We start from the raw sequence: 24,715 nt of genomic DNA on the forward strand, positions 1-24,715 counted from the left end.
GCGCAACGAGACCCTGGGTGGCAGGGCCTCGCCGCTCCGGGAAGAAAGGGAGACAGTGGCGACCCGATAGGACCGCCACTGATCGCTTGTGCTGGCTTAAAGGATGCCGCCTTCTTCGAAGATCTGGACGATCTTGTTGTGGCCGTCAGTCACGGCTTCTTGCGAGGTCATTCGGCCGGAGATGACATTGCTCATGGCTTGTTCGAGCACGCCCTGAGCACGGATCGCGTCGATCTGTGCGGCAGGTTGGGCTGGCCAAGATGCGCCGATGTATGGATCCTTGACGCTGACCTGGCTCTTGATGATCTCAAAGTTCGGGTCAGAGGCAATGAGTTCTGGTGTCCAAAGGTTTTCATAGGCTGGCATGAAGAGGCCGCCCGCGACGGAAGACATTTGCGTGAAATTGGCCGGGTCTAGCAGGTCCAGTGCAAGTTGCTTGGCCAGATCGACGTTGGGCGCACCCTTGAAGATGGTGAGCCACCCGCCCACTGCGCCGCCGTCACGGCTGCCGCCATCGTTGCCATTGGGCTGACGGAGAAGCACCGTGTTGGGGAACACCGGATTGTTGTCGCGCTTGGCAGCCGCATAGAGCGAGAAGGCGTTTGCGGTATAGCCAACACTGCCCGCCAAATAGGCTTCGTTGTTGGAAATATCGCCCCAACTTTCAACGCCCGGCGGCAACATGGCCGCATATTTGCCGTTGCGATCATAGGTTTCGCGGACGAACTCGAACGCAGCCACGGTGTTCGGATTGTCGAATTCAACCTTAGTGCCGGTGGCGTCGGTGAAGTGGCCGTTGAAGGCATTCAGAATTGCCGAGGCAACGCCCCAGCCGTCGCCGGACTGGTTGACCGTCAGGCCCCAACCATAAAAGCCATTAGCCGGATCGGAGATGGCCAGAGCCGCGTCGCGGCGCTTGCCCCACGTGTCCAGCGTGCGCCAATCAATGCCCTTTTCGAGCAATTTGTCGTTGCGGAAGAAGGTGCCGGTTGAGTTGGCGATGAACGGGACCGCAGCCCAGCGGCCGTCGACCTTGCCGTTCTGCTCAGCGTTGATCCCCGGCATAACATTGCCGTAGCGTTTTGTGGCTTCTTCCACCACGTCTGTAACGTCTTCGAGCAGCCCCAAGAGCTGCATTTGAGGCACAGAGATCGTGCTGGTGTAAGCCAGATCTGGTGGGTTTCCAGCACGCACGGCGGCCGACATTTTGCCTAAGAAGTCGCCGAAAGATTCCGGATTCGTGGTTGAAATGTCGAGTTGGGCACCGTTGGTGGTGGCAAATTTTGTCACGGTGTCGCGGAAAAGGTTTTGGGCCGCTTCGAAGTATTCTGTGCGGTGAATAACGGTGAGCTTGCCTGTTGCGCCTTCCGGCAGAGCTTGCTCAGCTTCCTGCGCCAGCAGCGGCATACCATTGCTTGCTGTCCATAGGCCTAGGCCTGCAGCACCACCATTTTTTAGCACGTCACGGCGATTGATCTTCTTAAAAGTCATTCGTCCTATTCCTCCTTTTGGACATGACTGCGCGCTCGCTGAGCCAGTAAAGGCGGCGATGAATACTGCGATGCGCTTTAATCTCCCGTGTGAAGACTCTCCTTGCCTTCACCTATCCGCGCCAAAAGCAGGCTTTTGTCCCATCAATAGGCTCGAATATGCACTATGACTGACGCAGGATGGGGTTTGAGTCAACATTTGTCCCACAAAAGACTTGATGCTTGGAAGTTCGCGCTTTAACAAATTGGCATAAGCAATGTTGTTCTTGCCGGTTTGAGGAGGCAGGCCTGAGCAACTTGTCAGTTCTATTTAAAGAACAATTTGCCGTTCTTGGGCTGACAAAACCGCAAATCATCGTTCTGGGAGGACTAGATGGGTGCCGTAACGATCCGCAATGTTCGCAAGGCCTATGGCGCAGTCGAGGTGCTGCACGGCGTTTCCATCGATATTGAGGATGGCGAATTTGTCATTCTCGTCGGCCCGTCAGGGTGCGGAAAGTCGACACTGCTGCGCATGATTGCCGGGCTGGAAGACATCACTGGCGGCGACATTGAGATCGGCGGACAGCTGGTCAACGATCTGGAGCCCAAAGATCGTGACATCGCCATGGTGTTTCAGTCTTACGCGCTTTACCCACATATGACGGTCGAGGAGAACATGGCGTTCTCGCTGAAACTGGGCCGTGTCCCCAAAGATGAAATCCGCCGTCGCGTGCTCAATGCCGCGCAGATTTTAGGGCTCCAAGATTATCTCGAGCGCTATCCGCGGCACTTGTCAGGTGGGCAGCGCCAGCGCGTTGCGATGGGCCGGGCGATTGTCCGAAACCCCAAGGTTTTTCTATTCGACGAGCCTTTAAGCAATCTCGATGCAAAGCTGCGCGTCCAGATGCGCAGTGAGATCAAGCTGAACCATCAGCGCCTCAAGACCACGACGATTTATGTGACCCACGATCAGATCGAAGCCATGACCATGGCCAATCGGATTGTGGTCATGCATTCGGGCAATATCGAGCAGATCGGCACGCCACTCGAGCTCTATGATCGTCCGGCAAACTTGTTCGTCGCTAGCTTCATCGGCTCACCAGCCATGAACATAATTTCGGGGGCGCTGGATGGCACCAGCTTCATCTTCCCGGACGGCAACAGAGTTGATCTCGGTGCCTTGCCGAGTGGCGTCGGAAATGGACTGATCAGCCTCGGTGTTCGACCCGAGCATTTTACCCTCGATGCCCAAGGGGTTCAGGCAGAAGTGGTGCTCATTGAGCCGACTGGATCGGAAACGCAGGTGACGCTGCGCCTCGGTGGCAAGGATATTGTCGGGGTGTTCCGCGAGCGCATCGAGGCGCAACCCGGCCAGTCCATCGGTATCAGTTTTCAGCGTGAGCTGGCGCATCTGTTTGCGGCGGAAGACGGACGCCGTTTTGAACGCTAGAAAAGCCAGCGTTCGCTCCTCTGCGCGAAGAAGGTATCCCGGCTCAATGGGGCAGAGCCGGGATGACTGGTTTACAGCCAGATATTCTGGATCACGTCCCAGCCCATGCGCAGGGCTGTGAGGGTCAGAAAGGCTGCAAAAGAATAGGACAGCGTCTTGCGTGGAATGCTGTGCGCCAGCTTTGCACCATATGGAGCCACCAGCATGGTGAGCGGGATCAAAGCCACCAGTGCGATCAGGTTCAGATAGCCGATAGATCCTGCTGGCAGGCCTTCAGCGCCAAAACCGGTGATGATGTAACCAATGGTGCCGGGGATGGCGATGACGAAGCCCAGAGCGGATGCCGTGCCCACAGCTTTGCGAATGTCGTAGCCGAAGGTTGTGAGGATCGGAACGCTCAACGTGCCGCCACCAATGCCCATCAGCGACGATATCAGGCCGACGACGGTGCCGAATGCGGCTTTGAGAGCCGGATGCGGGAAGTCGGTTGCGACGGCCGGGCTGTTGGCGCGGAGCGTCATATTGATCGCCACGAGTAGCGCCACAATGGCGAAGATCGCCGTGAGAACAATGCCCGAAACATAGGCGGAGAAGATCGCTCCACCAATCACGCCAATCACAATCGGCAGGGACCAAGACTTGATGAGGTCGAAGTCCACGGCACCCTTTTTGTAGTGAGAGCGTGCGGATGAAAGCGAGGTGAAAATGATCGTGGTGAGCGAGGTCGCCACCGCAATCTTCATGCGCAGGCCCTCATCGATCCCGAGGCCGCCCAGAACGAAGTAAAGCACTGGGACAATGATGATGCCGCCACCGACGCCCAAAAGGCCGGCGACGAGCCCGCCCATGAGCCCGGCAAAGATCATCGCGACGACAAAGAGCCCGTAATCTGCGAAAAATTCCATAGTGGTGCTTAGCCTTCCAGAGCTTCGAGCAGGGCGATGCCGAGTTCGGCGTTACCCGCTTCCACTGCCTTCACTGCATTGCGCAGCGCTCGCAGCCAAGGGGTGGGGACGCCAAGCTGTTCGCCAATCTCGATAACTGGCAGAACTTGGAAATCAACTTCCGTCGGACGCTTGAAAGTCGCCAGATCGCGCCACACGCCAGTGCGACGGTTGTCGTGAGAGTTCCAATATCGCGTCTGTGCGTCCCAGGAGGCCTGCATCTCGGCTTCGGTGCCACCAGCGCGGAACGCCTTGGGGTCAAAGCCATCGCTGTTCTCGATGCGAATACCCTTGGCGTCTGCAACGGCCGTGACTTCCGCGCAGATTTTGGCCAGAACCGCGCGCGCCTTTGGACGCTGGTAGATTTCAACGACGTCCATGTCGGCGATCGCAGTGCCGAAGTAGACCGCGCCAAGTGCCATTTTGGCCCAGAGATAGCCAAAAATATTGTCGGTGATATCGACCTTATGAACCGGCGCGAGCAATTCGCCCAGCTCCTTGATCCGGTCAGTAATCTGGCCGTCAACTTCGCCAATCTTGAAGCTGCCGCTGCCACCGTTCTTGATGTGACCCGGTTCGACAAAGAAGCCGCCAAAGGTCAGGTACCCGCCGATAGTGCGGTCCGCGCCAACTGCGTCGGCGATGCGGTATTCTTCGAGCCCGTTCTGCAGCGAGACAACGCAGCCGTCGGCGGCGAGAACGCGCTTGACCATGTCGAGCGTGCTTGCCGTGTGCGGAGCCTTAACGGCCAGCAGGATGATGTCGTAGCTGCCAGAGACGTCCTCCGGCAGCATGATGTTTGCGGGCACAGTGACGTCGCGCACGCCGCTCAGACGCAGCCCATTGGCACGCACGGCCGCCACATGGGCCGCGTTCGCGTCAACGAGATCAACAGTGTGACCTTGTTCGATCAGATGCACGCCAGCGATGGCGCCGATAGCACCAGCGCCGACAACGAGAATAGACTGACCCATTTAGCGCAACTGACGCGAGAAGGGCATGTGGGTGCGGCCGGTGTGCGTGCCCCCGGTGACTTCGAGGATCGCACCTGTGGTCCAGGACGAGCGGTCCGAGGTCAGGAAAGCTGCCGCCTCCGCAACGTCGATTGCCGCGCCGGTCCGGCCGATTGGTGTGCCTTCGAGGGTGAGGTTGACATATGGGTGCAGGCTATCGTCGGTTTCGGTGACGATATTGTCGAGGATCAGGCCCGGAGCAACCGCATTGACGCGGATGCCATATTGGCCCAGTTCGATAGCGAAGATGTGGGTGAGCAGTTCAACCGCAGCCTTGGAGCCACTGTAATGCGCACCACCGGCACGACCTGAGCGCGCCGCGCCCGAGGAGATGTTGATGATGGAACCCTTGACGCCAGCGTCGATCCACTTGCGGGACAGCGCCTGACAGGTGAGCATAGTGCCGCGCGTGTTGACGTTGAACACGCTGTCCCATTCTTCAACGGTCACATCGAGCATGGAGCAGTTTGGGAAAATACCATGCGCATTGGCCAAGAGGTCTGGCAGGCCGGCGAAAGCTTCTGCTTCCGCCACCATGCGCTGAACTTCGTCAAACTGCGACTGGTCGCCCTGAACGGCGAACACTTTGCCTGGGTAGGTTTCAGCGATTTCTGCGGCAACGGCTTTCACGCGACCACCATCGAGGTCGGCCATAACCACAATTGCGCCTTCACGAAGGTAAACTTCGGTGATCGCACGGCCCAAGCGACCTGCAGCGCCGGTGACCAGCGCGATTTTGTTTTCAAGAAGCATTTTTGAGATCAGTTCTGCTTGCTGTCGAGTTCGGCCGAAGCCTGTTCGAGAATTTCGATGGCCTGTTTCAGGCCCCACGCCACGCGATTGCGGGCACGCGATGCGCCAACGGTGAGGAACTTGAAGGCGTCGGTACCGGCCTCAACCTGCGCCATGTCGCGAAGCGGACGGAGCGACGGATAGATGGGCGTCATGATCGCGGCATCCTGCTCAAAGCGGTCCGCCTCGCTGTAGTCGAGGATGACCAATTGGCGCGAAACACCAATCAACGCCGCGTTTGCACTGGCGTATCCAGCCGCGTCCGAGAGGTTGGCAAGGCGTGCATTGAATGCCGTCGCGATTTCGGTCAGGCGGTTAGCGCGCTCTATCAGCACCGACATGTCGAACTTGCCGACAATGCCCGCCTGAATAGCGTTCAGTTCTTCAGAGAGATAACGACCGTGTTCAGCCCAATCGAGCGGCAGAACCTTGTCGGCGAGGAGGCGCCAGACCGTGTGGAAGTAAATCTTGGTGTCGCGCACCAAAATCTCTTCGTCCATCTTGTCGAGCAAATCATCGGGTGTGTGCCACCACCAGCCAGTGCCTGCGCCCTTGCGGTTGCCGCCGCCGAAAACCGCTGCCGATGCATTCGCATCCGCGCCAGCTGGCTGTTCGCTCATATTGCCGTAAATGGCCGAGACGCCAATGCCCCAGAAAGACTGGTCGCCAGCGCGCGCCATGCGGCGATTGGAAAACTCTTGCTGAGCCTGGTCCCAGATCGATTCAACGGCCAATGCGCGCAGTTCTGCCGCAGCGGTCGTGTCGGTCACGATGATGTTGCCCTTGCCGCCAGTCGAGTCGACGTTGACGTGCACAAGCGCGCGCTTTTCCAACTCTTCCCAATGCTCTTCAGCGTACCAGGTCGAGCCGGAGTAGCGACCCTGCGAGTGACCGGACCAGAAGACGATGCGCAGGCCACGTTGCCACAGATCGCGGCGCTCAGCGGCAACACGACCAACTTCCATCATGGTGGCATTGGCGCCGCCATTGTCCATCACGCCATAGTACCAAGTGTCGTGGTGGCCGGTGAAGAAGACAAATGGCTCTTCGTCATCTCCCGTCGCGCTTGGCAGGTCGGCCACCAGAATGGGGGTCTTGCGCCAGCGGGTATCGACGTCGGCGTGCAATGTGACCTGATAGCCTGGGTTTTCAACGAGCTTTGCCCGGATCGCCGTGCCGTTTTCGAGCGGCGTGCTGACCACAACGGTCTGTGGCAGATTGCCGACAGTTTGCTCGGTCGGGCTGCCCCAAACCGGCGAGATGCACATTTCGTGCGTGTGCTCGTGTGGGCTGACATGGAGCTGGCCAAGTGCGCCAGCTTCAGTGGCGCGCTGTGAAACGACAGCGCCTGCAACGCCATCAACGATGACGATCTTGCCGCGAACGTCCTTGCCAGCGAATTCAGCCGCAGAGCCCGAACCCACATCGACGAGACCCGCCGTAATCCCTTCAGCAGGGGAGGACTGCGAGAAGGAGTGGGTGATGCAACGGTGTTCACCGTCTGGAGTGACGATGCGCGCCTTTTGAGGAAGGCTGATATAGGCGTCGTGCAGGATGAGATCGGTCTTAAAACCGTAAGAGTTCATCTGCGCTTGGATATAGGCCAAGCTCTTGAGCTCTTCGTCGATGCCGGATTCTTTCCGCCACTTCGAGAATTCAACGAGGTGTTCCCACATCAATGGGCCGTTGATGGAATTGAGCAGATCTTGGGGGACGATCGCCTTCATTCTGATGCCTCCTTCGCCTGCAGCGACGCAAGCGGAATAGTTTTATTGCGCATGATCAGGCTCAGGATCGCGACGATGATAATCGCGAACAAAATCAAGAGACTGGACAGCGCAGCAATGGTTGGGTCCTGCCATTTCTGCAGGTAGAGGAACATTTCGATCGGCAAGGTGTTGGCGCCAGCGCGAACGAGGAACAGGGTGGTTTCAACCTGGTCGAACGAGGTCATGAAGGCGAACAGCGCCGAGACCACCATGCTCACCGAAATCTGCGGCATCACCACCTTGGTGAAAGCGCGGACTGGCTTGGCGCCCAAATCCATTGCCGCTTCCTGCAGCGACCAATCGAAATTGGCGAGCGAGGCCGTGATGACGGTCACGATGAAGGGCAGAACCACAACCACGTGCACGAACAGCAGGCTGGCGTAATTGCCAAACATGCCGATGCGAACAACGAACATGAACGCCGCCACGCCCAGCACGATGTTCGGCAGAACGATCGGCGAGAGCAGGAAGGCACGGATCAGGTTCGCGAGCTTGGGCTGGTAGCGGACGATGGCGTAGGACGCCATGGTGCCGATGACCATCGCAATCGCAGTCGCCAACAGCGCGAGCATCACACTGCGACCTGCAGCGAGATAGAACGTGTCCTGTGCGAACAGGTTTTCATACCAGCGGGTCGAATAGCCCTCAGGCGGGAAGACGTTGTGCGCCACGCTCGAAAACGAGTTGAGGATCACAATAGCCAGCGGTGCGAGCACGTAGAACACGCCCATCACCGCGAACAGGCCCAGCAGCAGATAGCGATAATGGGGCATAGTTTTATCAGACATCACTATACCTCACTAAAGCGCAGCAAGCGGTTGGAGATCATCACGGTGATCATAGCCAAGCCGAGCAGTGCGATGCCGCCAACAGCGGCAAGCGGCCAATTGATTTCGGTGGTCGCGGTGTAGACCTGCAGCGGCAGGATCAGGATGCGGCCGCCACCCAAAATCTGTGGCGTCACGAAAGCGCCAAGCGCTAGGGTAAAAGCGATTTGCGCACCAGAAACTAGGCCGGGCAGGGTGAGTGGGAAGGTGACGCGACGGAATGTGGTCCACCAACCGGCACCAAGGTCCATTGCGGCTTCGCGCAGGTTTGGGTCGATACGCTGCATCACCGAGAAGATCGGGAAGACAACGAACGGCAGGAACACATGCGTCAAGCTGATGACGACGCCGGTCAGATTGAACACGAGGCGGACCGGCTCAGGGAACTGCAGGATCTGCTGCAAGAACCAGTTAATCGGGCCCTGATCGGCCAGCAACACGGTCCAGCCATAGGTGCGCACGACGACCGAAACGAGGATCGGCGAGAAGATGATCACAGCGAACCACTTCTGCATCCACGGCTTTTGCATGCGCCAGAGCGCATAGGCCAGCGGATAGCCAATCACGATCGACACAAAGGTCGTCACTGAGGCCATCTTGAGCGTGTCGAGAATGACCATGTGGTAATAGGAGTCCGTGAAGAACTCGATATAGGTGTCGAAGCTGAAATCCTCAATCAGGCGACCCCGCTCAAAGCGGTAGAAGCTGTACTGAAAGAAGGTCAGCAGCGGCATTACGAAGGCACCCAGCATCACGATCATAACCGGTGACAGCAGGAGCCAGGGCATGATGCGACGGGTGAAAGGCGGCTTTGCTGGCGTTATCGCCAGCTTGCCCGAGGTGTTGGAGACGGCATCAGTCATCGCCGAAAAGCGTCGTTGCCGCCCCCTCCCAGCCAAGGGCCACGATGGTCCCAACCGCAGGGGCAGCGCTGGTACCATCGTGGTGGAGTTCGACCGTTAGGTCGATTGGGGTGTTCTGAATTTGAACCGTGACGAGGATCGAGGAGCCTGAGAACACGGTCTGTTTGACGAGACCCGACAGGCGCACCTGCGCGTTTGCAGCAGCATCTCCAACGCGGACGCGTTCGTGACGGACGGATACGACACCGGTCTTGCCATTGCCGATCTGGCCGATTGGCGTGGCAAAGCTGGCTTCGCCGACACGGACCATTGCGGTTTGGCCGGAGACTTCCAGGATTTCGACGGGCAGCAAATTGGTGTTGCCAATGAAGCTGGCGACGAAACGGGTCGACGGGCGGTCGTAGATTTCTTGGGGCGAAGCGAGCTGGTCGATCTTGCCCTTGTTCATCACGGCGATCTGGTCAGACATGGTCAATGCCTCGCCCTGATCATGGGTCACGTAGATGAAGGTGGTGCCGACTTCTTGCTGGATGCGCTTGAGCTCCATCTGCATTTGCAGACGCAGCTTCAAATCGAGCGCGCCGAGCGGCTCGTCGAGCAGCAGAACCTCAGGCTTGTTGACCAGTGCGCGGGCAAGGGCCACACGCTGCATCTGGCCACCCGAAAGCTGGCGTGGCTTGCGTTCTGCCATCTGCAAAAGGCTAACCATTTCAAGCGCATCGGCGACACGCTTACGAATTTCGTTGCGCTCGAGTTTTGCCACTTCCAAGCCGAAGGCGACGTTCTGAGCGACGGTCATATGGGGGAACAGCGCCCAGCGCTGGAACACCATATTGGTGGGGCGCGAGTAAGCTGCAACATTGTGCATGTCTTTGCCCGCAATACGGATCTGGCCGCTATCTGGCCATTCGAACCCGCTCATCATGCGCAAAGTTGTTGTCTTCCCGCAGCCGGAGGGGCCGAGAAGGGAGAAGAAGCTACCCTTGGGCACAGAAAACGAGATGTCGTCTACCGCAAGATAGTCAGCGAAAACCTTGCTGACATTTTGGAACTCGACGTCAAAATTCATTCGTAACTCGCTTGGAATGCACGGCAAACATGCGGAGGGGCGCAGAGCGCCCCTCTCATGATCAACGCATGTTAACCTTGACTTCACGATCCCAGCGCTGACGCCAATCAGGCGTCACTTCGCCGATGTGGCCGTAGTCAAACACAATGGATTCCTCAGCCAGGCTGAGCTGCAGCATCGGATTGGTCTTCTGCTTTTCGGTGAGAACAGCATTGGACACAACCGGGATGGACGAGGTCAGATCGCCGTAGCGGCCAGCGTTTTCAGCTTCGAGCAGCGAGTTGATCAGCGACGCGCAGACGGCCTTTTCAGCTTCGTCCGAACCGTCAACGATAGCGAGGTAGCTCGGGAACGCGATCGCGCCTTCCTTTGGAACTGCGAAGGCAAATGGGCCACCTTCTTCGATCCATACGTTGGAGATCGAGGAGAACCATGGCGCAGCCCAAGCGTCGCCGCTCACCAGCAGGTTCTTCACGGCGTCGTTGGAATCAACCAACGCGCGGAAGTTCTTGGCGTTTTCTGCCCAGACCTTGAAGCCTGGATCGATATTGAATTCGTCACCGCCGTTGAGCTTTGCAGCCACGGCCATCATGCGGGTGTCGTAGTCGAACATGGTCACGCGGCCTTCATAGGCCTCGCTCCAAAGGTCGGCCCACGAGGTCGGTGGGGTTGGAACCGCATCCTTGTTGTAGAGGATGCCGACAGCGTTCATCTGGTAGCCAACACCGCGGTCTTCAGCGCGACGGAAGTTTTCCATGACGTTGGTGAGGTTTGGAACAGCTGCTACGTCGAGAACATCCCACATGCCCTCTGCGTCGCCCTTGGTGATGGCGTCAGCATTGAAGAAGCCGCAGTGAACCAGCGGATTGTCCGGGGTGGTGCGGCGGGCCGCGACCATCTGCGGGTAGGTGATCGCGTTGTTCGATTCCAGAATGTTGATGGTCACATTCGGGTTCGCGGCGCGATATGCCTCAATAATTTCAGTAGGGACAACGCCCTGGTTCGAACCTGCCCAGATGAAGAAGGTAACTTCGGTCTTGTCTTGGGCAAATACGGCGGGAGCGACGGCTACGCCGCCAAGGAGTGCTGCCGTCAGCGCTGCAATACGTATCATACTTAGTCTCCGTATGGGGACGTGTACTCACGTCTCCCGACCCTTTTGAATGCGCGGCGCGTGGGGCACGCACTGCGCATCTCGTATAAATACGATACGAAAATTGCGCATAGTCAAGAATGAGTTTGCAGAATGATGCGAAATGCGTAATTTTATTGCAGGGAGGATGCGGGATGCAAAAAGTGGTTTTGGATCAGCTTGATCAAGACATCATCGCCTTGCTGGCGAAAGATGGTCGGGTTTCATTTCGTGAAATCGCGCGACAGTTAAACGTCTCGGAGGGGACGGTGCGGTTGCGCTTCACGCGCCTGCAAGACGAAAACCTTATTCGCGTGACCCTGGTGGGTAGCCCTATTGCTTTGGGCGTTGGGGTGTCAGCGATGACATTGCTACGGGTAAAGCCCGGACACACGCGCGAGACAGCCGAAATTCTGGGCCAGCAAAGCAATGTTCGCTTTGTTGGTCTGTCCTTTGGTCCAGCCGATGTGATGATACAATCCCTCCATAAGGATGTGGCAGATCTCCATCGGTTCGTGTCGGAAGTGGTGCCCAAGGTTGCCCCTGCAGTGACCAGCACCGACACTTTCCAAATTGCTGAGGTCACCAAGAGCTCCTGGACCTGGGGCGATTGGTTTGAATACCTCGAGTCCGATCAGGACTAGTTCTGAACTTCAACTTCTCAAGGCTTTGTCTGTTGTCTCCAACCCAACCGAGTTTCGTTTCGCGTCCTGAAATTGTTGGTAGCTTCGGGGTGGTCTCGTCCACGCACTGGATCGCCAGCGCCGTGGCAATGTCCATTCTTGAGCGTGGCGGGAACGCGTTCGATGCTGCGGTTGCCGGTGGTCTTACCCTGCAAGCTGTTGAGCCACATTTGAATGGCCCGGCGGGTGAAGTGCCGATTGTCTTTTACAATGCGCGCACCGAGCAGACTGAGGTTTTGTGCGGGCAGGGCGTGGCACCCGGCGCGGCGACGCCAGAACGTTTTACCGATCTTGGCCTTGATCTTATTCCCGGCTCCGGCCTTCTCGCGACTGTTGTCCCCGGCGCCTTCGACGCTTGGCTGGTGATGCTACGCGATCATGGCACCATGCGCCTGCGCGATGTGTTCGAGCCGCTTATTCACTATGCCCGCAATGGCATTCCTGTTTTGCCGCGCATCAATTCAGCTGTGGCCGGGATGCGGACCGTCTTTGAGAACCATTGGCATGGCTCGCGCGATGTCTACCTCAAGAATGGTGATCTGCCGCAAGTGGGCACCATGCACCGCAATCCGGTCATGGCCGACACCTATGAGCGCATCCTGTCTGAGGCCGAGGCCGTGGGCGGCGATCGTGATCGCCAGATCGAGGCCGCGCGTCGCGCTTGGTACAAGGGCTTTGTCGCTGAGGCGATGGATCGCTTCAGCCAATCCGGCGATGTCCTCGATGTCGACGGCGTCCCGCACAAGGGTCTTCTTACCGCCGACGATATGGGGCGTTGGGAAGCCAACTACGAAAAGCCACTGTCGCTAAAGTTCCGGGACTTTGAAGTCTTTAAGCCCGGCCCATGGAGCCAGGGGCCGGTCATGCTGCAGCAATTGTCGCTGCTCGACGGCTTTGCCCTCGAAGACATGGATCCTTCGGGCGATGAATACATCCACTTGATCCTCGAAGCCGGCAAGCTCGCCTTCGCCGACCGCGAGGCCGCCTATGGCGACCCGAAATTCAGCGATGTTCCAATGGAACACCTGCTCTCAAAGACCTATGCCGAAGAACGCCGCCGCCTCATGGGTGAAACCGCGTCTTTGGATTTGCAGCCCGGTATCCAAACCGACGCTGCTTGGGAGGCGCATCTCGCCGCCATTCGCACACGCGAGACCAAGGCCGCGGCGGGCGCAGGCGAACCCACTGTTGCTCCGATCCTCGGCGTTGGTGAGCCAACAGTGGCTCTTCCACCAGCCGAGCGTGGCGACACCTGCCACATCTGTGTCGTGGATCGTCATGGCAATATGGTTTCTGCGACCCCAAGCGGCGGTTGGCTGCAGAGCTCGCCGGTCATTCCTGAGCTGGGCTTCCCGCTCAACTCGCGCGCTCAAATGTTCTGGCTCCAGCCCGGTCTGCCGAGCACGATTGCGCCCTATAAGCGCCCGCGCACAACACTGTCGGCTTCGCTCGCCCATCGTGATGGCAAGCCGTATATGGCTTGGGGCACGCCGGGCGGTGATCAGCAAGATCAGTGGTCGTTGCAACTCTTCCTCCGCCACGCGGTCTCGGGGCTCAACCTGCAGCAGTCCATCGAAGCGCCTAACTGGCACACGGATCACTTCCCAAGCTCGTTCTGGCCACGCGCCGCTAAGCCCAACACCGTCGTTGTCGATGGGCAGATGCCGGAAGCCACCGTCACTAAATTGCGCGACCGTGGTCATGACGTCGTTGTCGGTCCTGTCTGGTCCGAAGGTCGCCTCTGTGCGGTCTCGCAGAAGGACGGCATCCTCAAGGGCGGTGCAGACCCACGCACCTCCCAGGGCTATGCCATCGGCCGCTGATGAAAGATTTTTCCGACATGTCCCAGCCGATTGCCGCGAGCTATGCAGGTTTTGGTCCTGCGCGTGACGTTTTGAAGTTTTCAGAACAAGTCCGTCCAACACCCCAACAGGGTGAGGTCGTTGTCCGCATCCACGCCTCCGGCATCAACCCGTCAGACGTCAAAAAGCGTTCTGGCTGGGGCAGCACAACGCCTCCTGCTCAACCCATCGTTCCACACAGCGATGGCGCGGGTGTGGTCGAATGCGTCGGTGCCGGTGTCCCAGAGTATTGGGTCGGTCGCCGCGTCTGGGTGTTTAACGCGCAAGGCGCTGCCTCTTATGGCGGTTCGGGCCCGGAAGCAGGCACTGCTGCCACCTACAGCTGCCTGCCGCTGTCCCATGTCGTGCCTTTGCCCGATAATGTCTCGTTTGAGGTTGGAGCCTGCCTCGGCATTCCCGCTCGTACCGCGCATTACGTCACCTTCTGCGATGGTCCGGTCACCGGCAAAACCGTCCTCGTGCAAGGCGGGGCAGGCGCTGTTGGCGAGCTGGCCGTGCAGTTCGCCGTAGCCGCTGGCGCGACCGTCATCACGACAGTCTCTTCGCCAGAAAAAGCCGAGGTCGCACGTGCGGCTGGAGCCCACCACATCATCAACCGCAAGACCGAAGATGTGGTGAAGTGCGTTCGTAACATTGCCACGCAAGGCGTTGATCGCATTATCGAAGTTGACTTCGGCGCGAACGCTGCCATTGACGCTGCCGTGCTGAAACTCGGCGGTCAGATCGCCAGCTATTCCTCGCCATCCGACCGTACCCCGGCCATCCCTTACTATCCGCTTCAGTTCACCAATGCCCATATTCGGCTCGCGCCGATCTTTATGATTTCGGAGGCCGACAGTATGCGTGGGCTCGCGGATATCAACTTTGCGCTCTCGATGGGGCAGCTTCGTCCAACCATCGCTGCGACCTTCGCCCTCCGCGAAATTGCCGATGCGCATGAAGCCGTAGAAGCCCCAAAGCAGCCTGGCAATGTGGTGTGCCTCGTCTGAGACACACCGGGGCGCGAACTAAACCCGCGTGAATTTTTGCGCTGACACCGGGCTCTGCGGATATTCGGTCGACTCAGCGGTCGCGAAAATCTTCATCACAATGTCTTCGCCCTCGATCACCTTGCCAAAGGCAGCGAAGCCCTGACCATCCGGGTTGCGTCGGCCACCAAAGTCCAGCTCTGGCTGATCGCCAATGCAGATAAAGAACTCCGATGTCGCCGTTCCCGGCTCAAGGCGCGCCATCGACACCGTCATGTGCTGATGCTTTATTCCTGTCACAGAGGTCGGCTCATGGGCGATGGGTGGGAAGATTTGCGGCTGGTCATCCTTGGGATCGATGCCCATCTGGACGACTTCGATTTTCGGGTCACGCTCCGGCGCTTGGTTGCTCAGCGTCACAACCCGATAGGCGCGCGCCGCGTCGAGGTGCCCGCCGTCCACATAGGCCAAAAAATTCTCTGTCGTGATCGGAGCCCGCTCCGGCTCTAGGCCTAGGGTGAAATTGCCCTGCTCGGTTTCGACGCGGACCTTAATCATATGCAATGACTTTCAAGAGAATGGGTGCCCCCGCCGAAAGAGCGGCGAGGGCATTGAGCACTTATTCAGCGATGGTTGCGTCGCGGAAATACGGCACGTTCAGCGACGAACGCCAGAAGCCAGACACCTGCGGGCTCATCATCATGTAGTTGTAACGATGATATTGCGGCAGGATGGCATGGTCGTTCATCAGGATCGCTTCAGCCGCACGCATATGGTCGCGTGACGCGGCTTCATCGGTTGCCTGCTTTGCCGCTTCGATCTCAGCGTCATATTCGGCATTCGACCAGTTGTTGAGGTTGTTGGCCGAACCGGTGACGAAGTTGTCGAGGAAGGTCATTGGGTGCGGATAGTCAGCGCCCCAGCCCATCTGTGCGATCTGGTACTCGACCTTCTGCACTTCTGGATAGAACACCTGCCATTCGGTGGCCTGAATCTCGACGTCGATGTTGAGATTTTCCTTCCACATCTGCTGAATAGCTTCGAGCAGCTTTTCGATCGGTGGGGAAGTGTAGGTCACAAAGACGGTCGAGGGGAAACCTTCGCCATTCGGATAGCCTGCCTCAGCAAGCGCGGCCTGTGCGCCTTCAACGTCTGCCGTTTCCGAAAGACCAAAGGTGTCGCGGCCGTCGGTATAGTCTTCGCCGCCAAGGCTCATGCCGGGTGGTACGAGGCCTAGCGCTGGCGTGTCAGCCGACTGCAGCACGAATTCGATGATTTCCGAACGGTCGATGGCCATGGAGAGGGCCTTACGCACGTTCAGATTGTCGAGTGGGGCTTGGTTCGGGTTGAAGAACGCATAGGTGGTGCCCAGCGCCGGAACGACCATGAAGGCATCCGATTCAACCGACAGGCGTGGAATTTCTGGCGATGGCACAGCTTCGATGCCGTCAACGTCACCAGCTTCCATAGCGGCAAGCGCGGTTGCTGGATCTGGGATCAGGCGGAAGGTGAGCTTATCGAGGCTGACAGCGTCGGCGTCGTAATAGTTCGGGTTCTTTTCAAAGACGACGGACTCGCCCTGATTGAACGCGGTCACGCGGAACGGGCCGGTGCCGATAAAGGTCGCCGGGTTGCGGGTCCAGCCTTCAGGGTCAGCCGAAACAACGTCCTCACGCACCGGGTAGAATGCCGGGTAGTTCAAGAGCTGCATCATATAGGGGACGCGCTGCTTGAGCGTGAAGGTGAGGGTCTTGTCGTCTGGCGCGGATACGGCAATCGCACCAGCGTCGCCACCGTTGTAAGCCTCTTCAGCGCCAACGATGTGGTAGAGCATCTGCGAGTTCATCGCGCCGGAGGCTGGGTCGAGCACGCGCTTCCACGCATAGACGAAGTCCGAAGCCTTTACCGCCTCGCCGTCCGACCACTTGGCGTCGCGCAGCTTGAAGGTATAGGTGAGGCCGTCCTCAGAAATTTCCCAGGTTTCGGCCAGTGCCGGAATGACTTCGCCTTCTGGGCTGTAGCGGATCAGGCCTTCAAAGGTGTTGCCGATGATCGGTGCTGCAAAGGTTTCCGCAGTGGTACCGGGATCGTATTTAGCGCTTTCGTTGTTGACCACATAGGTCAATTCCCCAGCAGCGAAGACTCCCCCAGTCGTCGCCAGCAGCGCTGCCGTTATCATCGGCAGAAGCATCTTGTTCATGACGTTCTCTCCTGTTGTGAGGTCGCAAAGACCTCGTTTGGCCTGTCCGCCAATTCCTTGGCGAAATGGCAGGCGGAGACATGGCCTCCGCCAATATCAACCAGTGGCGGCTCGATCCTCGCGCATAGCTCAGTGGCGAGCGGGCAGCGGGTGCGGAAGCGGCAGCCAGTGGGAATGTCGAGTGGGCTCGGAATTTCGCCCTGCATCGGCTCAACCTTGCGGGTCACCGATGGGTCAGGCACGGGAATGGCCGAGAGCAGCGCCCGCGTATAGGGGTGCGACGGGCGATGATAGAGATCGGCGCTCGGCGCCAATTCAGCAATTTTGCCCAGATACATAACCCCGATGCGGTCCGAGATGTGGCGCACCATCGAGAGGTCATGGGTGATGAAAAGATAGGTCAGCCCGAGTTCGTCTTGCAGGTCCTCAAGCATGTTGACCACCTGCGCCTGAACGGAAACGTCCAGCGCCGAGATCGGCTCGTCGCAAATGACGAGATCCGGCTCAAGCGCGATAGCGCGGGCAATGCCGATACGCTGGCGCTGACCGCCCGAGAATTCATGGGCAAAGCGCGCAGCGGCGTCGGTAGGCAGGCCAACACGGTCCAGCAGTTTGCTGACCTTAGCCCGTCGTTCAGCCGGCGTGCCGACACCCGCGATTTCCAGCGGTTCGGCGATCAGCTCGCCAACGCTCATGCGCGGATTAAGGCTGGCATAGGGGTCTTGGAAGATCATCTGCACGCGACGCCGGAACTTTGCCAACTGCCGCTCAGGCAATGCGCCAACGTCCTGCCCGTCAAAGATCAGGCTGCCAGAGGTCGGCTCATGCAGGCGGATCACCGTCCGAGCCAATGTGGATTTTCCGCAACCGGATTCGCCGACGAGGCCGAGGGTTTCGCCCTTCATCAAATCCAAGTCCACGCCGTCTACCGCGCGCAGGATTGGGGCCTGTGTGAATGGTGGAGCCGGGAGATGAAAATGCTTCTTGAGATTGCGCAGCGAGAGGAGAGGCTGGGTCATGCGACCACCTCATGCAGTCCTGCGACCTTGGGGGCCTCGGGGTGTTGCAGCCAGCACCGGGCTTGATGGCTATCGCCAAACAGCGGGGGCAGGGCCGCGACGCATTGGGTCATGGCGTGGGGGCAGCGTGGTGCGAAGGGGCAGCCGGGCGGCGGAGCGAGCATATTGGGGGGGCTGCCTGGAATTGGCGTCAAACGCTGGTGGCTATCATCGCGCAGGTCCGGAACCGCGCCGATTAGCCCGAGGGTGTAGGGGTGTGCTGGAGCCGCAAACAGATCCCGAACATTGGCGGTTTCCATCACCATGCCGCCGTAGAGCACCAGCACCCGGTCGCACACTTCAGCGATAACACCGAGATCATGCGTGATCAGAATGACGGACATGCCCAAACGTGTTTGCAGGTCTTTTAACAACGATAAAATCTGCCGCTGGATCGTCACGTCCAAAGCCGTTGTTGGCTCATCGGCGATCAGCAGTTTCGGGTCGCAGGCCAGCGCCATGGCGATCATCACGCGTTGACGCATTCCGCCTGAAAACTCATGCGGATAAGACTTGAGCCGAGTGGCCGCCGAAGGGATGCGCACCAATTCAAAGAGTTCGATTGCGCGCGCCCGGGCCTCGGCGCGGGTCGCCTTTCGGTGGCGCAGAATGGTTTCCATCACCTGCTCACCCACGCTCAGCGTTGGGTTGAGCGAGGTCATAGGGTCTTGGAAAATAACGCCGACCCGGTCGCCGCGAATATCGGCCAATTCTGCTTCGTCGAGTTTGAGCAGGTCTTGGCCCTCAAAATGGGCCGAGCCCGATTTGATCCGGCCACCGGCCTTGAGCAGCTTTAACACCGACATGCAGGTAATCGACTTGCCGGAGCCGCTTTCGCCGACAAAGCCGAGCATTTCTCCGGGGCGCACGTCAAAGCTGACGCCACGCACCGCTTGCACCTCGCCGCGGCGGGTAAAGAACGATGTGGTCAGGTCTTTGACCGATAAAATGGGCTGGGTCATGCGCTCAACCTCGGGTCGAGTGCATCGCGCAATCCATCGCCAAGGAAGTTGAAGGCGAACATGGTCAGCGAAATGGCAGCTGCTGGGAAGAACAATTGGTGCGGATAGGCGCGCAAGGTTTCGACAGCTTCCGATGTCAGCGAACCCCAGGAAGCCAAGGGTGGCGTCACGCCAAGGCCAATAAAACTCATGAAGCTTTCAATGAAAATGGCCGACGGGATCAGCATGGTCAGCGTGACAATGATTGGCCCCAGCGCATTGGGGAGCAGGTGGCGCGTCAAAATCCGCGCCGGAGACGCGCCCATGGTGCGGGCCGCCGCCACATAGTCGAGGCTTTTGAGCGAGAGGATTTGGCCCCGCACAATGCGCGCCATGTCCACCCAGAACACTGAACCAATCGCGATAATGATCGATAGCAGACCGGAGTTGAACACCACCATCAGCAGGACAACATAGAGCGTCAGCGGGATGGTCGAGATGATTTCGACAATACGCATCATCACCGCGTCGACCCGGCCGCCGACATAACCGGCTATGCCGCCGTAAAACACGCCGATGAAGAAATTCACCAGCGTCGCCACAAAGGCCACGGTTAGCGAGATCTGCGCGCCATAAAGCTGGCGCACGAGAATATCGCGACCAAGCTGATCCGTGCCAAAGAGATAGGTGCGGTTCCAGCTCCAGCCGGACGGTCTTAGCTCCGTGCCATCTTCAAGCAGAATGCGGGCAGGGAGCTTGCTATAATCAAGCGTAATGGGCTGGCCGCCGATTTCGAAGGCCTGCTGCTTCTTGATCATGTCGCGCCGTTCGCCCCGCACAAGGCCCAGCACAAACCCACTCTCGTCGACCTCATAGATGTTGAAGTTTGAGGCGTTGAGGAACACGCGCGCAGTTTCGCCTTCGGCATTGGTCAGCGCATAGGTTTCAAAAGCGGGCGGAATATTCGCGAGCTTGAGGTCTTGCTTGTAATAGGTGTGCGGCGACAGCATCGGGCCAAAAAATGCGGCCAAGACCAAAGCGATGATGAAGACGATACTGGCGACAGCAAGCTTGTTGGCGAGCAGGCGGCGGCGCACTTCCTGACCATAGGTCGGCGCGGGTGGTTGAACCGGCGCGGCCAGCGCTTCCGGCGGAAGCTTGGCCCACATATCGGGAGAAATCTCGGTCATGCTTTGGCCTTGCTCAACTTGATGCGTGGGTCGAGCCAGACATAGAGCAGGTCGACAATGAGGATCATGACCATAAGAATGGCAGCGTAGAAAATGGTAATGCCCATGATCGCCGTGTAATCGCGATTGGTAATCGACAGCACGAACTGACGGCCAATGCCGGGCAGGGCGAAAATCTGCTCTATGACGAAAGAGCCGGTGATCAGATTGGCGACAACAGGCCCGAGCACGGTGACGACAGGCAGTAGCGAATTGCGCAAACCGTGCTTGATCAGGATTTGACCCGGCCGCAGGCCTTTGGCGCGCGCCGTGGTCATATAGTCCTGTTCAAGCGTCTCCAGCAGCGACGAGCGCGTCAGCCGCGAGACAAAAGAAATCCAGAAGCCCGATAGAGCAAAGACCGGCAGAATGTAGCCGCGCCAGTCATCCAGACCAAAGGTCGGAACCCAGCCGAGGCGTAGCGCGAAGACATAAAGCGATACGGTGGCAATCACATAAGACGGAATGGCAACGCCGAGCGTGGCGATGAACATCACTGTCGTGTCCGGCCAACGATTGCGGTTCAGCGCCGCAACAATCCCCAGCGGCACACCCAATGCTACAACACAGATAACGGCCAAGAGGCCCGTCTGCAGCGTGACCGGTAGGCCCGATGCAATCATCGTGTTCACGGAAACGCCGGGGTATTTAAACGAAGGCCCGAAATCGAGCCGCAGCATTCCGCCGAGGTAGTTGAGATATTGCTGCCAGATCGGCTGGTCGAGGCCATATTTGGCATTCAGCGCGGCGGCAATTTCCGGCGCAAGCATCTTCTCAGAAACGAACGGACCACCAGGAACGGAATGCATGAGGAAGAAAGTCAAAGTTATAATGGCCCAAAGCGTGAGCGCCATCATGCCCAGACGTTGCAATATATACGACTGCATTGGTCGTCTGTTCCAATTCAGAAATTTCGAGGGCCGATCTACCCTACTAGATCAGCAGTAGCTTGCTGGAAAATCAATCTAATTTTTCAGCGCAACGTAGGAAATTGATGTTGCTGCTAGGCCGTCTTTATTGGCAGTCGCGCTGCACAACAGTGCGGTGTCTGCGCCACCCCAGATGCCAAGACGGCGCCCATCGTGCGGCCCTTAAAGGCCAGCAAGACGCCCATATGAGGCCAATTGGTGCCACTGTGGTCGCTTAGCCCCAAGCACGCAAAAAGGGCCGCTATTCCAAAGCATTGCTATTGATTCAGCCTAAAAGGGAAGCCCCGGCAGCGCATAAGAGCATTGCCAGCTCTCGGGGTGCCTCGCTCTGGTGGACGGTGTATAACGGCCCTCTGCCGATATTGAGGTCGCCGGTTGGGTATCCCGGCGCTGCTTTTGCAGTACTCGTCGCACTGCGTCCCAACGGCTCCATTAGATTTTTAGTTTGCACGGCAAGGGCCTAGGTCCGGGCTGGTGCATTTTGTATTGGAGAGGCGCATGCTTCCGAAAAAGACAACTCTGGTTCTGCAGCTAAGCATGACTTTCATGATGGCCTTTGTGATGTCGGGTTCGCTCGGCTTCATCACTGCCGGAACAGACTTCCTAAGCCATTGGCCAAAAATGTTTTTCATCGCTTGGCCGCTGGCGTTCATCTGGACCCGCATTATCAATCCGATTGCCTTCAAAATTGCCTTCAAGTTCGCCCCGCCACACAAGCAGGGTGGCGCTGCTCCGCAGCACTAATTTTGCCAAGAAAGCCGGGGCTCTGCTCCGGCTTTTTTGTTTGTGGGGGCGCTGGCTCGACCGTATAAGCGGGGCAAATTCTCGTCCTCTGCCCTCGGGCCAATCCGGTTTTTGCATGTTTAATTTCGCCAACTACCGCGCCGAATGGGTGCGGGATGTGCGGGCGGACCTCTTGTCTGGTCTGGTCGTTGCGCTCGCGCTAGTCCCTGAAGCCATTGCGTTTTCGATGATTGCCGGCGTGGATCCGAAAGTCGGGCTATACGCGTCGGTGGTGATTTCCATCGTCATCGCTTTTTTCGGCGGGCGTCCGGCGATGATCTCGGCAGCGACGGCCGCGACAGCGGTCCTGATGGGCTCGCTGGTGCGCGACCATGGGCTCAATTATCTGCTGGCGGCGACTATTTTGGCCGGGGTTCTGCAGTTGGTCGCCGGGTGGTTGAACCTGCAAAACGTCATGAGGTTCGTTTCGAAGTCGGTCATGTCCGGCTTTGTAAATGCCCTCGCCATCATGATTTTCATGGCGCAAATCCCCCATCTCGTGGGCGTGCCGTGGCTCACCTATCCGCTGATCGCGATATCGCTGGTCATCATCTATCTGTTCCCGCGCCTGACCACGGCGATCCCATCGCCGCTGGCAACAATTCTCATCATTGGGGTGGTGGCCTATTTCGCAGGCTTAGACATTCGCTATGTCGGAGATATTGGTGAGTTGCCTAATGCCTTACCAAATCTACTCATTCCCGATGTTCCGCTAAGCCTCGAAACCCTCCTGATCATCCTGCCTTATTCGGTGGGCGTGGCGGCTGTTGGCTTGCTCGAAAGCCTGATGACGGCACAGATTATCGATGAGGAAACCGATACGAATTCCTCAAAACGTCAGGAAACCTTCGGGCAGGGTATCGCCAACATTGTGTCGGCGTTTTTCGGCGGAATGGCCGGATGTGCCATGATTGGCCAGTCCGGGATCAACGTTCGCTCCGGTGGGCGCGGCCGCCTTTCGACATTCCTTGCAGGGTTCTATCTGCTGGTTTTGTTGGTCGCTGCTGGGGACTTGCTCAAAGTTATCCCCATGCCTGCGCTTGTGGCTATCATGATCATGGTATCGATCGAGACCTTTGATTGGCGGTCAGTGCGTAATTTGAAGGATCATCCGCGGTCCTCCTCGATTGTCATGCTCGCGACGGTTGCTGTGGTGCTTTACACCCATAACCTCGCCATTGGCGTCGTGGTTGGGGTCTTGTTATCGGGATTGTTTTTCGCCTGGAAAATCGCGCAGATTTTTGGAGTGCGTTCGGAATTGAGTGCCGACCAGACCACGCGGATCTATCACGTCGAAGGTCAGCTCTTTTTTGCCTCAGCGGAGCGTTTTGTCGGGGCGTTTGATTTCGCCGAAAAGCTGGAACGCGTGGTGATCGATCTCACCCACGCTCATATCTGGGATATTTCCAGCGTCGCCAGCATCGATAAGGTCGTAGCCAAATTCCGTTCCCTTGGCACGCAGGTTCAAATCTCGGGGATGAATAAAGCCAGCGCGACCATCGTCGATGAGTTGGGCGCGAAGCACACCAAGAATCCAGACATTTTGCTCGAAAACTAATTTCGGGAACGGGCGGCGCGGATCGTTTGGGTGAGGAAGAAAGCGCTATAGACCGCTAGGGCGATGAACAGGGTTCGGATGCCCATGTGGCTATAGAACATTGCCCCCAATGCTGCGCCGCCAAATAAGGCGAACCAAATGGCGATATGTTGCAGCCAGCGCCATTTGGGGCTTTTTCCGCGAAGTGCAAGAGCCAAATCCTGGCCCGCCACATAGAGCGTTCCAGTGACGAAGGTGGCGCCGAGGCGCACCGTGCCACGTGCGGGGAGAATGGCGTTTTGCGCGCCAGCGGCCAGCGATAACAGCAAAAGAGATTGTTCGGGTGGAACGCCTGCCACCATGAGGCCGAGCGCCGCTGCGACGGCTAAAGCGGTGAAACCGGTCACCAAAGCTGAGGACCATCGGGTCTGTGCTGTGGCCAGAAACGTCGCAATGGTGCTGCCCAAGAAGAAAAGCGCGATGAGCGTCAAGGTCAGGGCGAGGACCGAATATTCGCCGTTAAAGAGAGCGGCAGCCCCTTGCGTGGTGTTGCCGCTCATGAAGCTCGTAAAATAGCCGCCCAGTTCGATAAAGCCGACAACGTCGACTAATCCTGCGGCTCCGGTCAGCACCATTCCGAGGATGAGGTGTTTCGCCGGAGTCATTGGTGTTTACGCCGAGAGCCTTGCGCCGATGGTTTTTGCCAATTCGGCCAGTTCTACATCATCGCCGCGTCCCGAGGCATGGGCACCTAGGGCTTGGCCTTCATAGGCTGGAATAACGTGGAAATGCAGGTGGAAGACGGTCTGCCCAGCCGGGGCTTCATTGAACTGCGCGAGGCGAATACCGTCGGCATTCGTTACGGTTTTCACCGCATTGGCGACGCGCTGAACCAGTGGGATCACGGCCGAGAGCGCCGCCGGATCGGCGTCGAGTAGGTTACGGCTTGCAGCCTTAGGGATGATCAGCGTGTGACCCTTGGCTTGCGGAAAAATATCCATCATCACCAGCGCGGTCTCATCCTCATAGACCTTGTGGCACGGCATCTCGCCCTTGAGGATCTTGGCAAAAATATTGGTGGGATCGTAGGTCATAACGAAGACTCTATGCAGTGAAGCGTTTGGTTCTTTGTAGGCGGGCGTTGCAGCTTGAGGGAAGGGGCTTTTGTAAAGGGGACTAGCAAGGATCAGCCCG

General features: G+C 58.1%; 23 protein-coding genes. 6 read left to right on the forward strand and 17 right to left on the reverse strand.

Going from position 1 to position 24,715, the window contains the following annotated elements:
* Positions 1 to 96 precede the first annotated feature (96 nt).
* On the reverse strand, positions 97 to 1,491 hold the full coding sequence (locus JHL21_RS00505) for an ABC transporter substrate-binding protein (RefSeq protein ID WP_200211246.1): 1,395 nt from the start codon (positions 1,489 to 1,491) through the stop codon (positions 97 to 99).
* Between the two features lie 372 nt (positions 1,492 to 1,863).
* Here JHL21_RS00505 and JHL21_RS00510 point away from each other — a divergent pair, with 372 nt between their 5' ends.
* Positions 1,864 to 2,922 (forward strand): ABC transporter ATP-binding protein, encoded by a 1,059-nt coding sequence (locus JHL21_RS00510; protein ID WP_200211247.1) that lies wholly within the window; start codon positions 1,864 to 1,866, stop codon positions 2,920 to 2,922.
* A 71-nt stretch (positions 2,923 to 2,993) separates the two neighbouring features.
* On the opposite strand, the gene JHL21_RS00515 is transcribed toward JHL21_RS00510, so the two are convergent.
* The 8 genes from JHL21_RS00515 to JHL21_RS00550 form a co-directional block, all read right to left on the reverse strand.
* Positions 2,994 to 3,827 (reverse strand): sulfite exporter TauE/SafE family protein, encoded by an 834-nt coding sequence (locus JHL21_RS00515; protein ID WP_200211248.1) that lies wholly within the window; start codon positions 3,825 to 3,827, stop codon positions 2,994 to 2,996.
* A gap of 8 nt (positions 3,828 to 3,835) precedes the next feature.
* The gene (locus tag JHL21_RS00520; RefSeq protein ID WP_200211249.1) at positions 3,836 to 4,840 is read right to left on the reverse strand and encodes a ketopantoate reductase family protein; all 1,005 of its coding nucleotides are present in this window, start codon (positions 4,838 to 4,840) and stop codon (positions 3,836 to 3,838) included.
* On the reverse strand, positions 4,841 to 5,632 hold the full coding sequence (locus tag JHL21_RS00525) for an SDR family NAD(P)-dependent oxidoreductase (RefSeq protein WP_182395781.1): 792 nt from the start codon (positions 5,630 to 5,632) through the stop codon (positions 4,841 to 4,843).
* An 8-nt stretch (positions 5,633 to 5,640) separates the two neighbouring features.
* Positions 5,641 to 7,398: a M28 family peptidase gene (locus JHL21_RS00530; RefSeq protein WP_200211250.1), complete on the reverse strand. Its 1,758-nt coding sequence runs from the start codon at positions 7,396 to 7,398 to the stop codon at positions 5,641 to 5,643.
* Positions 7,395 to 8,228 carry an ABC transporter permease gene (locus tag JHL21_RS00535; RefSeq protein WP_199530347.1) on the reverse strand — a complete coding sequence of 278 codons (834 nt, stop codon included), beginning with the start codon at positions 8,226 to 8,228 and terminating at the stop codon, positions 7,395 to 7,397. Before JHL21_RS00535 ends, JHL21_RS00530 begins: the two co-directional genes overlap by 4 nt.
* Before the next feature lie 2 nt (positions 8,229 to 8,230).
* On the reverse strand, positions 8,231 to 9,130 hold the full coding sequence (locus JHL21_RS00540) for an ABC transporter permease (protein WP_199530348.1): 900 nt from the start codon (positions 9,128 to 9,130) through the stop codon (positions 8,231 to 8,233).
* Positions 9,123 to 10,199: an ABC transporter ATP-binding protein gene (locus tag JHL21_RS00545; protein ID WP_200211252.1), complete on the reverse strand. Its 1,077-nt coding sequence runs from the start codon at positions 10,197 to 10,199 to the stop codon at positions 9,123 to 9,125. Before JHL21_RS00545 ends, JHL21_RS00540 begins: the two co-directional genes overlap by 8 nt.
* Positions 10,200 to 10,260: 61 nt before the next feature.
* Complete coding sequence (locus JHL21_RS00550; protein WP_200211253.1) at positions 10,261 to 11,313, reverse strand: PotD/PotF family extracellular solute-binding protein; 1,053 nt, start codon at positions 11,311 to 11,313, stop codon at positions 10,261 to 10,263.
* A 173-nt stretch (positions 11,314 to 11,486) separates the two neighbouring features.
* Between JHL21_RS00550 and JHL21_RS00555 the strand changes: the two genes are divergently transcribed.
* The 3 genes from JHL21_RS00555 (at position 11,487) to JHL21_RS00565 (ending at position 14,865) form a co-directional block, all read left to right on the forward strand.
* Entirely contained in the window at positions 11,487 to 11,975 is a 489-nt protein-coding gene (locus JHL21_RS00555) for an Lrp/AsnC family transcriptional regulator (protein WP_169193820.1), read from the forward strand.
* 128 nt (positions 11,976 to 12,103) lie between these two features.
* Complete coding sequence (locus JHL21_RS00560) at positions 12,104 to 13,837, forward strand: gamma-glutamyltransferase family protein (RefSeq protein ID WP_200212226.1); 1,734 nt, start codon at positions 12,104 to 12,106, stop codon at positions 13,835 to 13,837.
* A gap of 17 nt (positions 13,838 to 13,854) precedes the next feature.
* Positions 13,855 to 14,865, forward strand: a complete 1,011-nt coding sequence (locus JHL21_RS00565) for an NADPH:quinone reductase (protein ID WP_200211255.1) — start codon at positions 13,855 to 13,857, stop codon at positions 14,863 to 14,865.
* An 18-nt stretch (positions 14,866 to 14,883) separates the two neighbouring features.
* On the opposite strand, the gene JHL21_RS00570 is transcribed toward JHL21_RS00565, so the two are convergent.
* The 6 genes from JHL21_RS00570 to JHL21_RS00595 all read right to left on the reverse strand — a co-directional run bounded on the left by JHL21_RS00570 (position 14,884) and on the right by JHL21_RS00595 (position 21,159).
* On the reverse strand, positions 14,884 to 15,402 hold the full coding sequence (locus JHL21_RS00570) for a peptidylprolyl isomerase (RefSeq protein ID WP_200211257.1): 519 nt from the start codon (positions 15,400 to 15,402) through the stop codon (positions 14,884 to 14,886).
* A gap of 61 nt (positions 15,403 to 15,463) precedes the next feature.
* Positions 15,464 to 17,044 carry an ABC transporter substrate-binding protein gene (locus JHL21_RS00575; protein ID WP_200211259.1) on the reverse strand — a complete coding sequence of 527 codons (1,581 nt, stop codon included), beginning with the start codon at positions 17,042 to 17,044 and terminating at the stop codon, positions 15,464 to 15,466.
* Positions 17,041 to 18,063: an ABC transporter ATP-binding protein gene (locus JHL21_RS00580; protein ID WP_200211268.1), complete on the reverse strand. Its 1,023-nt coding sequence runs from the start codon at positions 18,061 to 18,063 to the stop codon at positions 17,041 to 17,043. The genes JHL21_RS00575 and JHL21_RS00580 overlap by 4 nt, the downstream gene beginning before the upstream one ends.
* Positions 18,060 to 19,064: an ABC transporter ATP-binding protein gene (locus JHL21_RS00585; protein ID WP_200211269.1), complete on the reverse strand. Its 1,005-nt coding sequence runs from the start codon at positions 19,062 to 19,064 to the stop codon at positions 18,060 to 18,062. Before JHL21_RS00585 ends, JHL21_RS00580 begins: the two co-directional genes overlap by 4 nt.
* Positions 19,061 to 20,233, reverse strand: coding sequence for an ABC transporter permease (locus JHL21_RS00590; RefSeq protein ID WP_200211270.1), 1,173 nt, complete (start codon positions 20,231 to 20,233; stop codon positions 19,061 to 19,063). Before JHL21_RS00590 ends, JHL21_RS00585 begins: the two co-directional genes overlap by 4 nt.
* Entirely contained in the window at positions 20,230 to 21,159 is a 930-nt protein-coding gene (locus tag JHL21_RS00595; RefSeq protein WP_199530356.1) for an ABC transporter permease, read from the reverse strand. Before JHL21_RS00595 ends, JHL21_RS00590 begins: the two co-directional genes overlap by 4 nt.
* Before the next feature lie 540 nt (positions 21,160 to 21,699).
* Here JHL21_RS00595 and JHL21_RS00600 point away from each other — a divergent pair.
* Together JHL21_RS00600 and JHL21_RS00605 are read left to right on the forward strand one after the other, a co-directional pair.
* Positions 21,700 to 21,945: a DUF2798 domain-containing protein gene (locus JHL21_RS00600; protein ID WP_169193827.1), complete on the forward strand. Its 246-nt coding sequence runs from the start codon at positions 21,700 to 21,702 to the stop codon at positions 21,943 to 21,945.
* 115 nt (positions 21,946 to 22,060) lie between these two features.
* Entirely contained in the window at positions 22,061 to 23,542 is a 1,482-nt protein-coding gene (locus JHL21_RS00605; RefSeq protein WP_200211271.1) for a SulP family inorganic anion transporter, read from the forward strand.
* Here the strand turns inward: JHL21_RS00605 and JHL21_RS00610 are convergent.
* On the reverse strand, positions 23,539 to 24,186 hold the full coding sequence (locus tag JHL21_RS00610) for a YoaK family protein (protein ID WP_200211272.1): 648 nt from the start codon (positions 24,184 to 24,186) through the stop codon (positions 23,539 to 23,541). The two genes, JHL21_RS00605 and JHL21_RS00610, sit on opposite strands and share 4 nt — an antisense overlap.
* Before the next feature lie 6 nt (positions 24,187 to 24,192).
* On the reverse strand, positions 24,193 to 24,615 hold the full coding sequence (locus tag JHL21_RS00615) for an HIT family protein (protein WP_200211278.1): 423 nt from the start codon (positions 24,613 to 24,615) through the stop codon (positions 24,193 to 24,195).
* Positions 24,616 to 24,715 lie beyond the last annotated feature (100 nt).

Origin of the sequence: Devosia sp. WQ 349K1, assembly GCF_016595685.1 — a bacterium.
Lineage (GTDB): Bacteria > Pseudomonadota > Alphaproteobacteria > Rhizobiales > Devosiaceae > Devosia.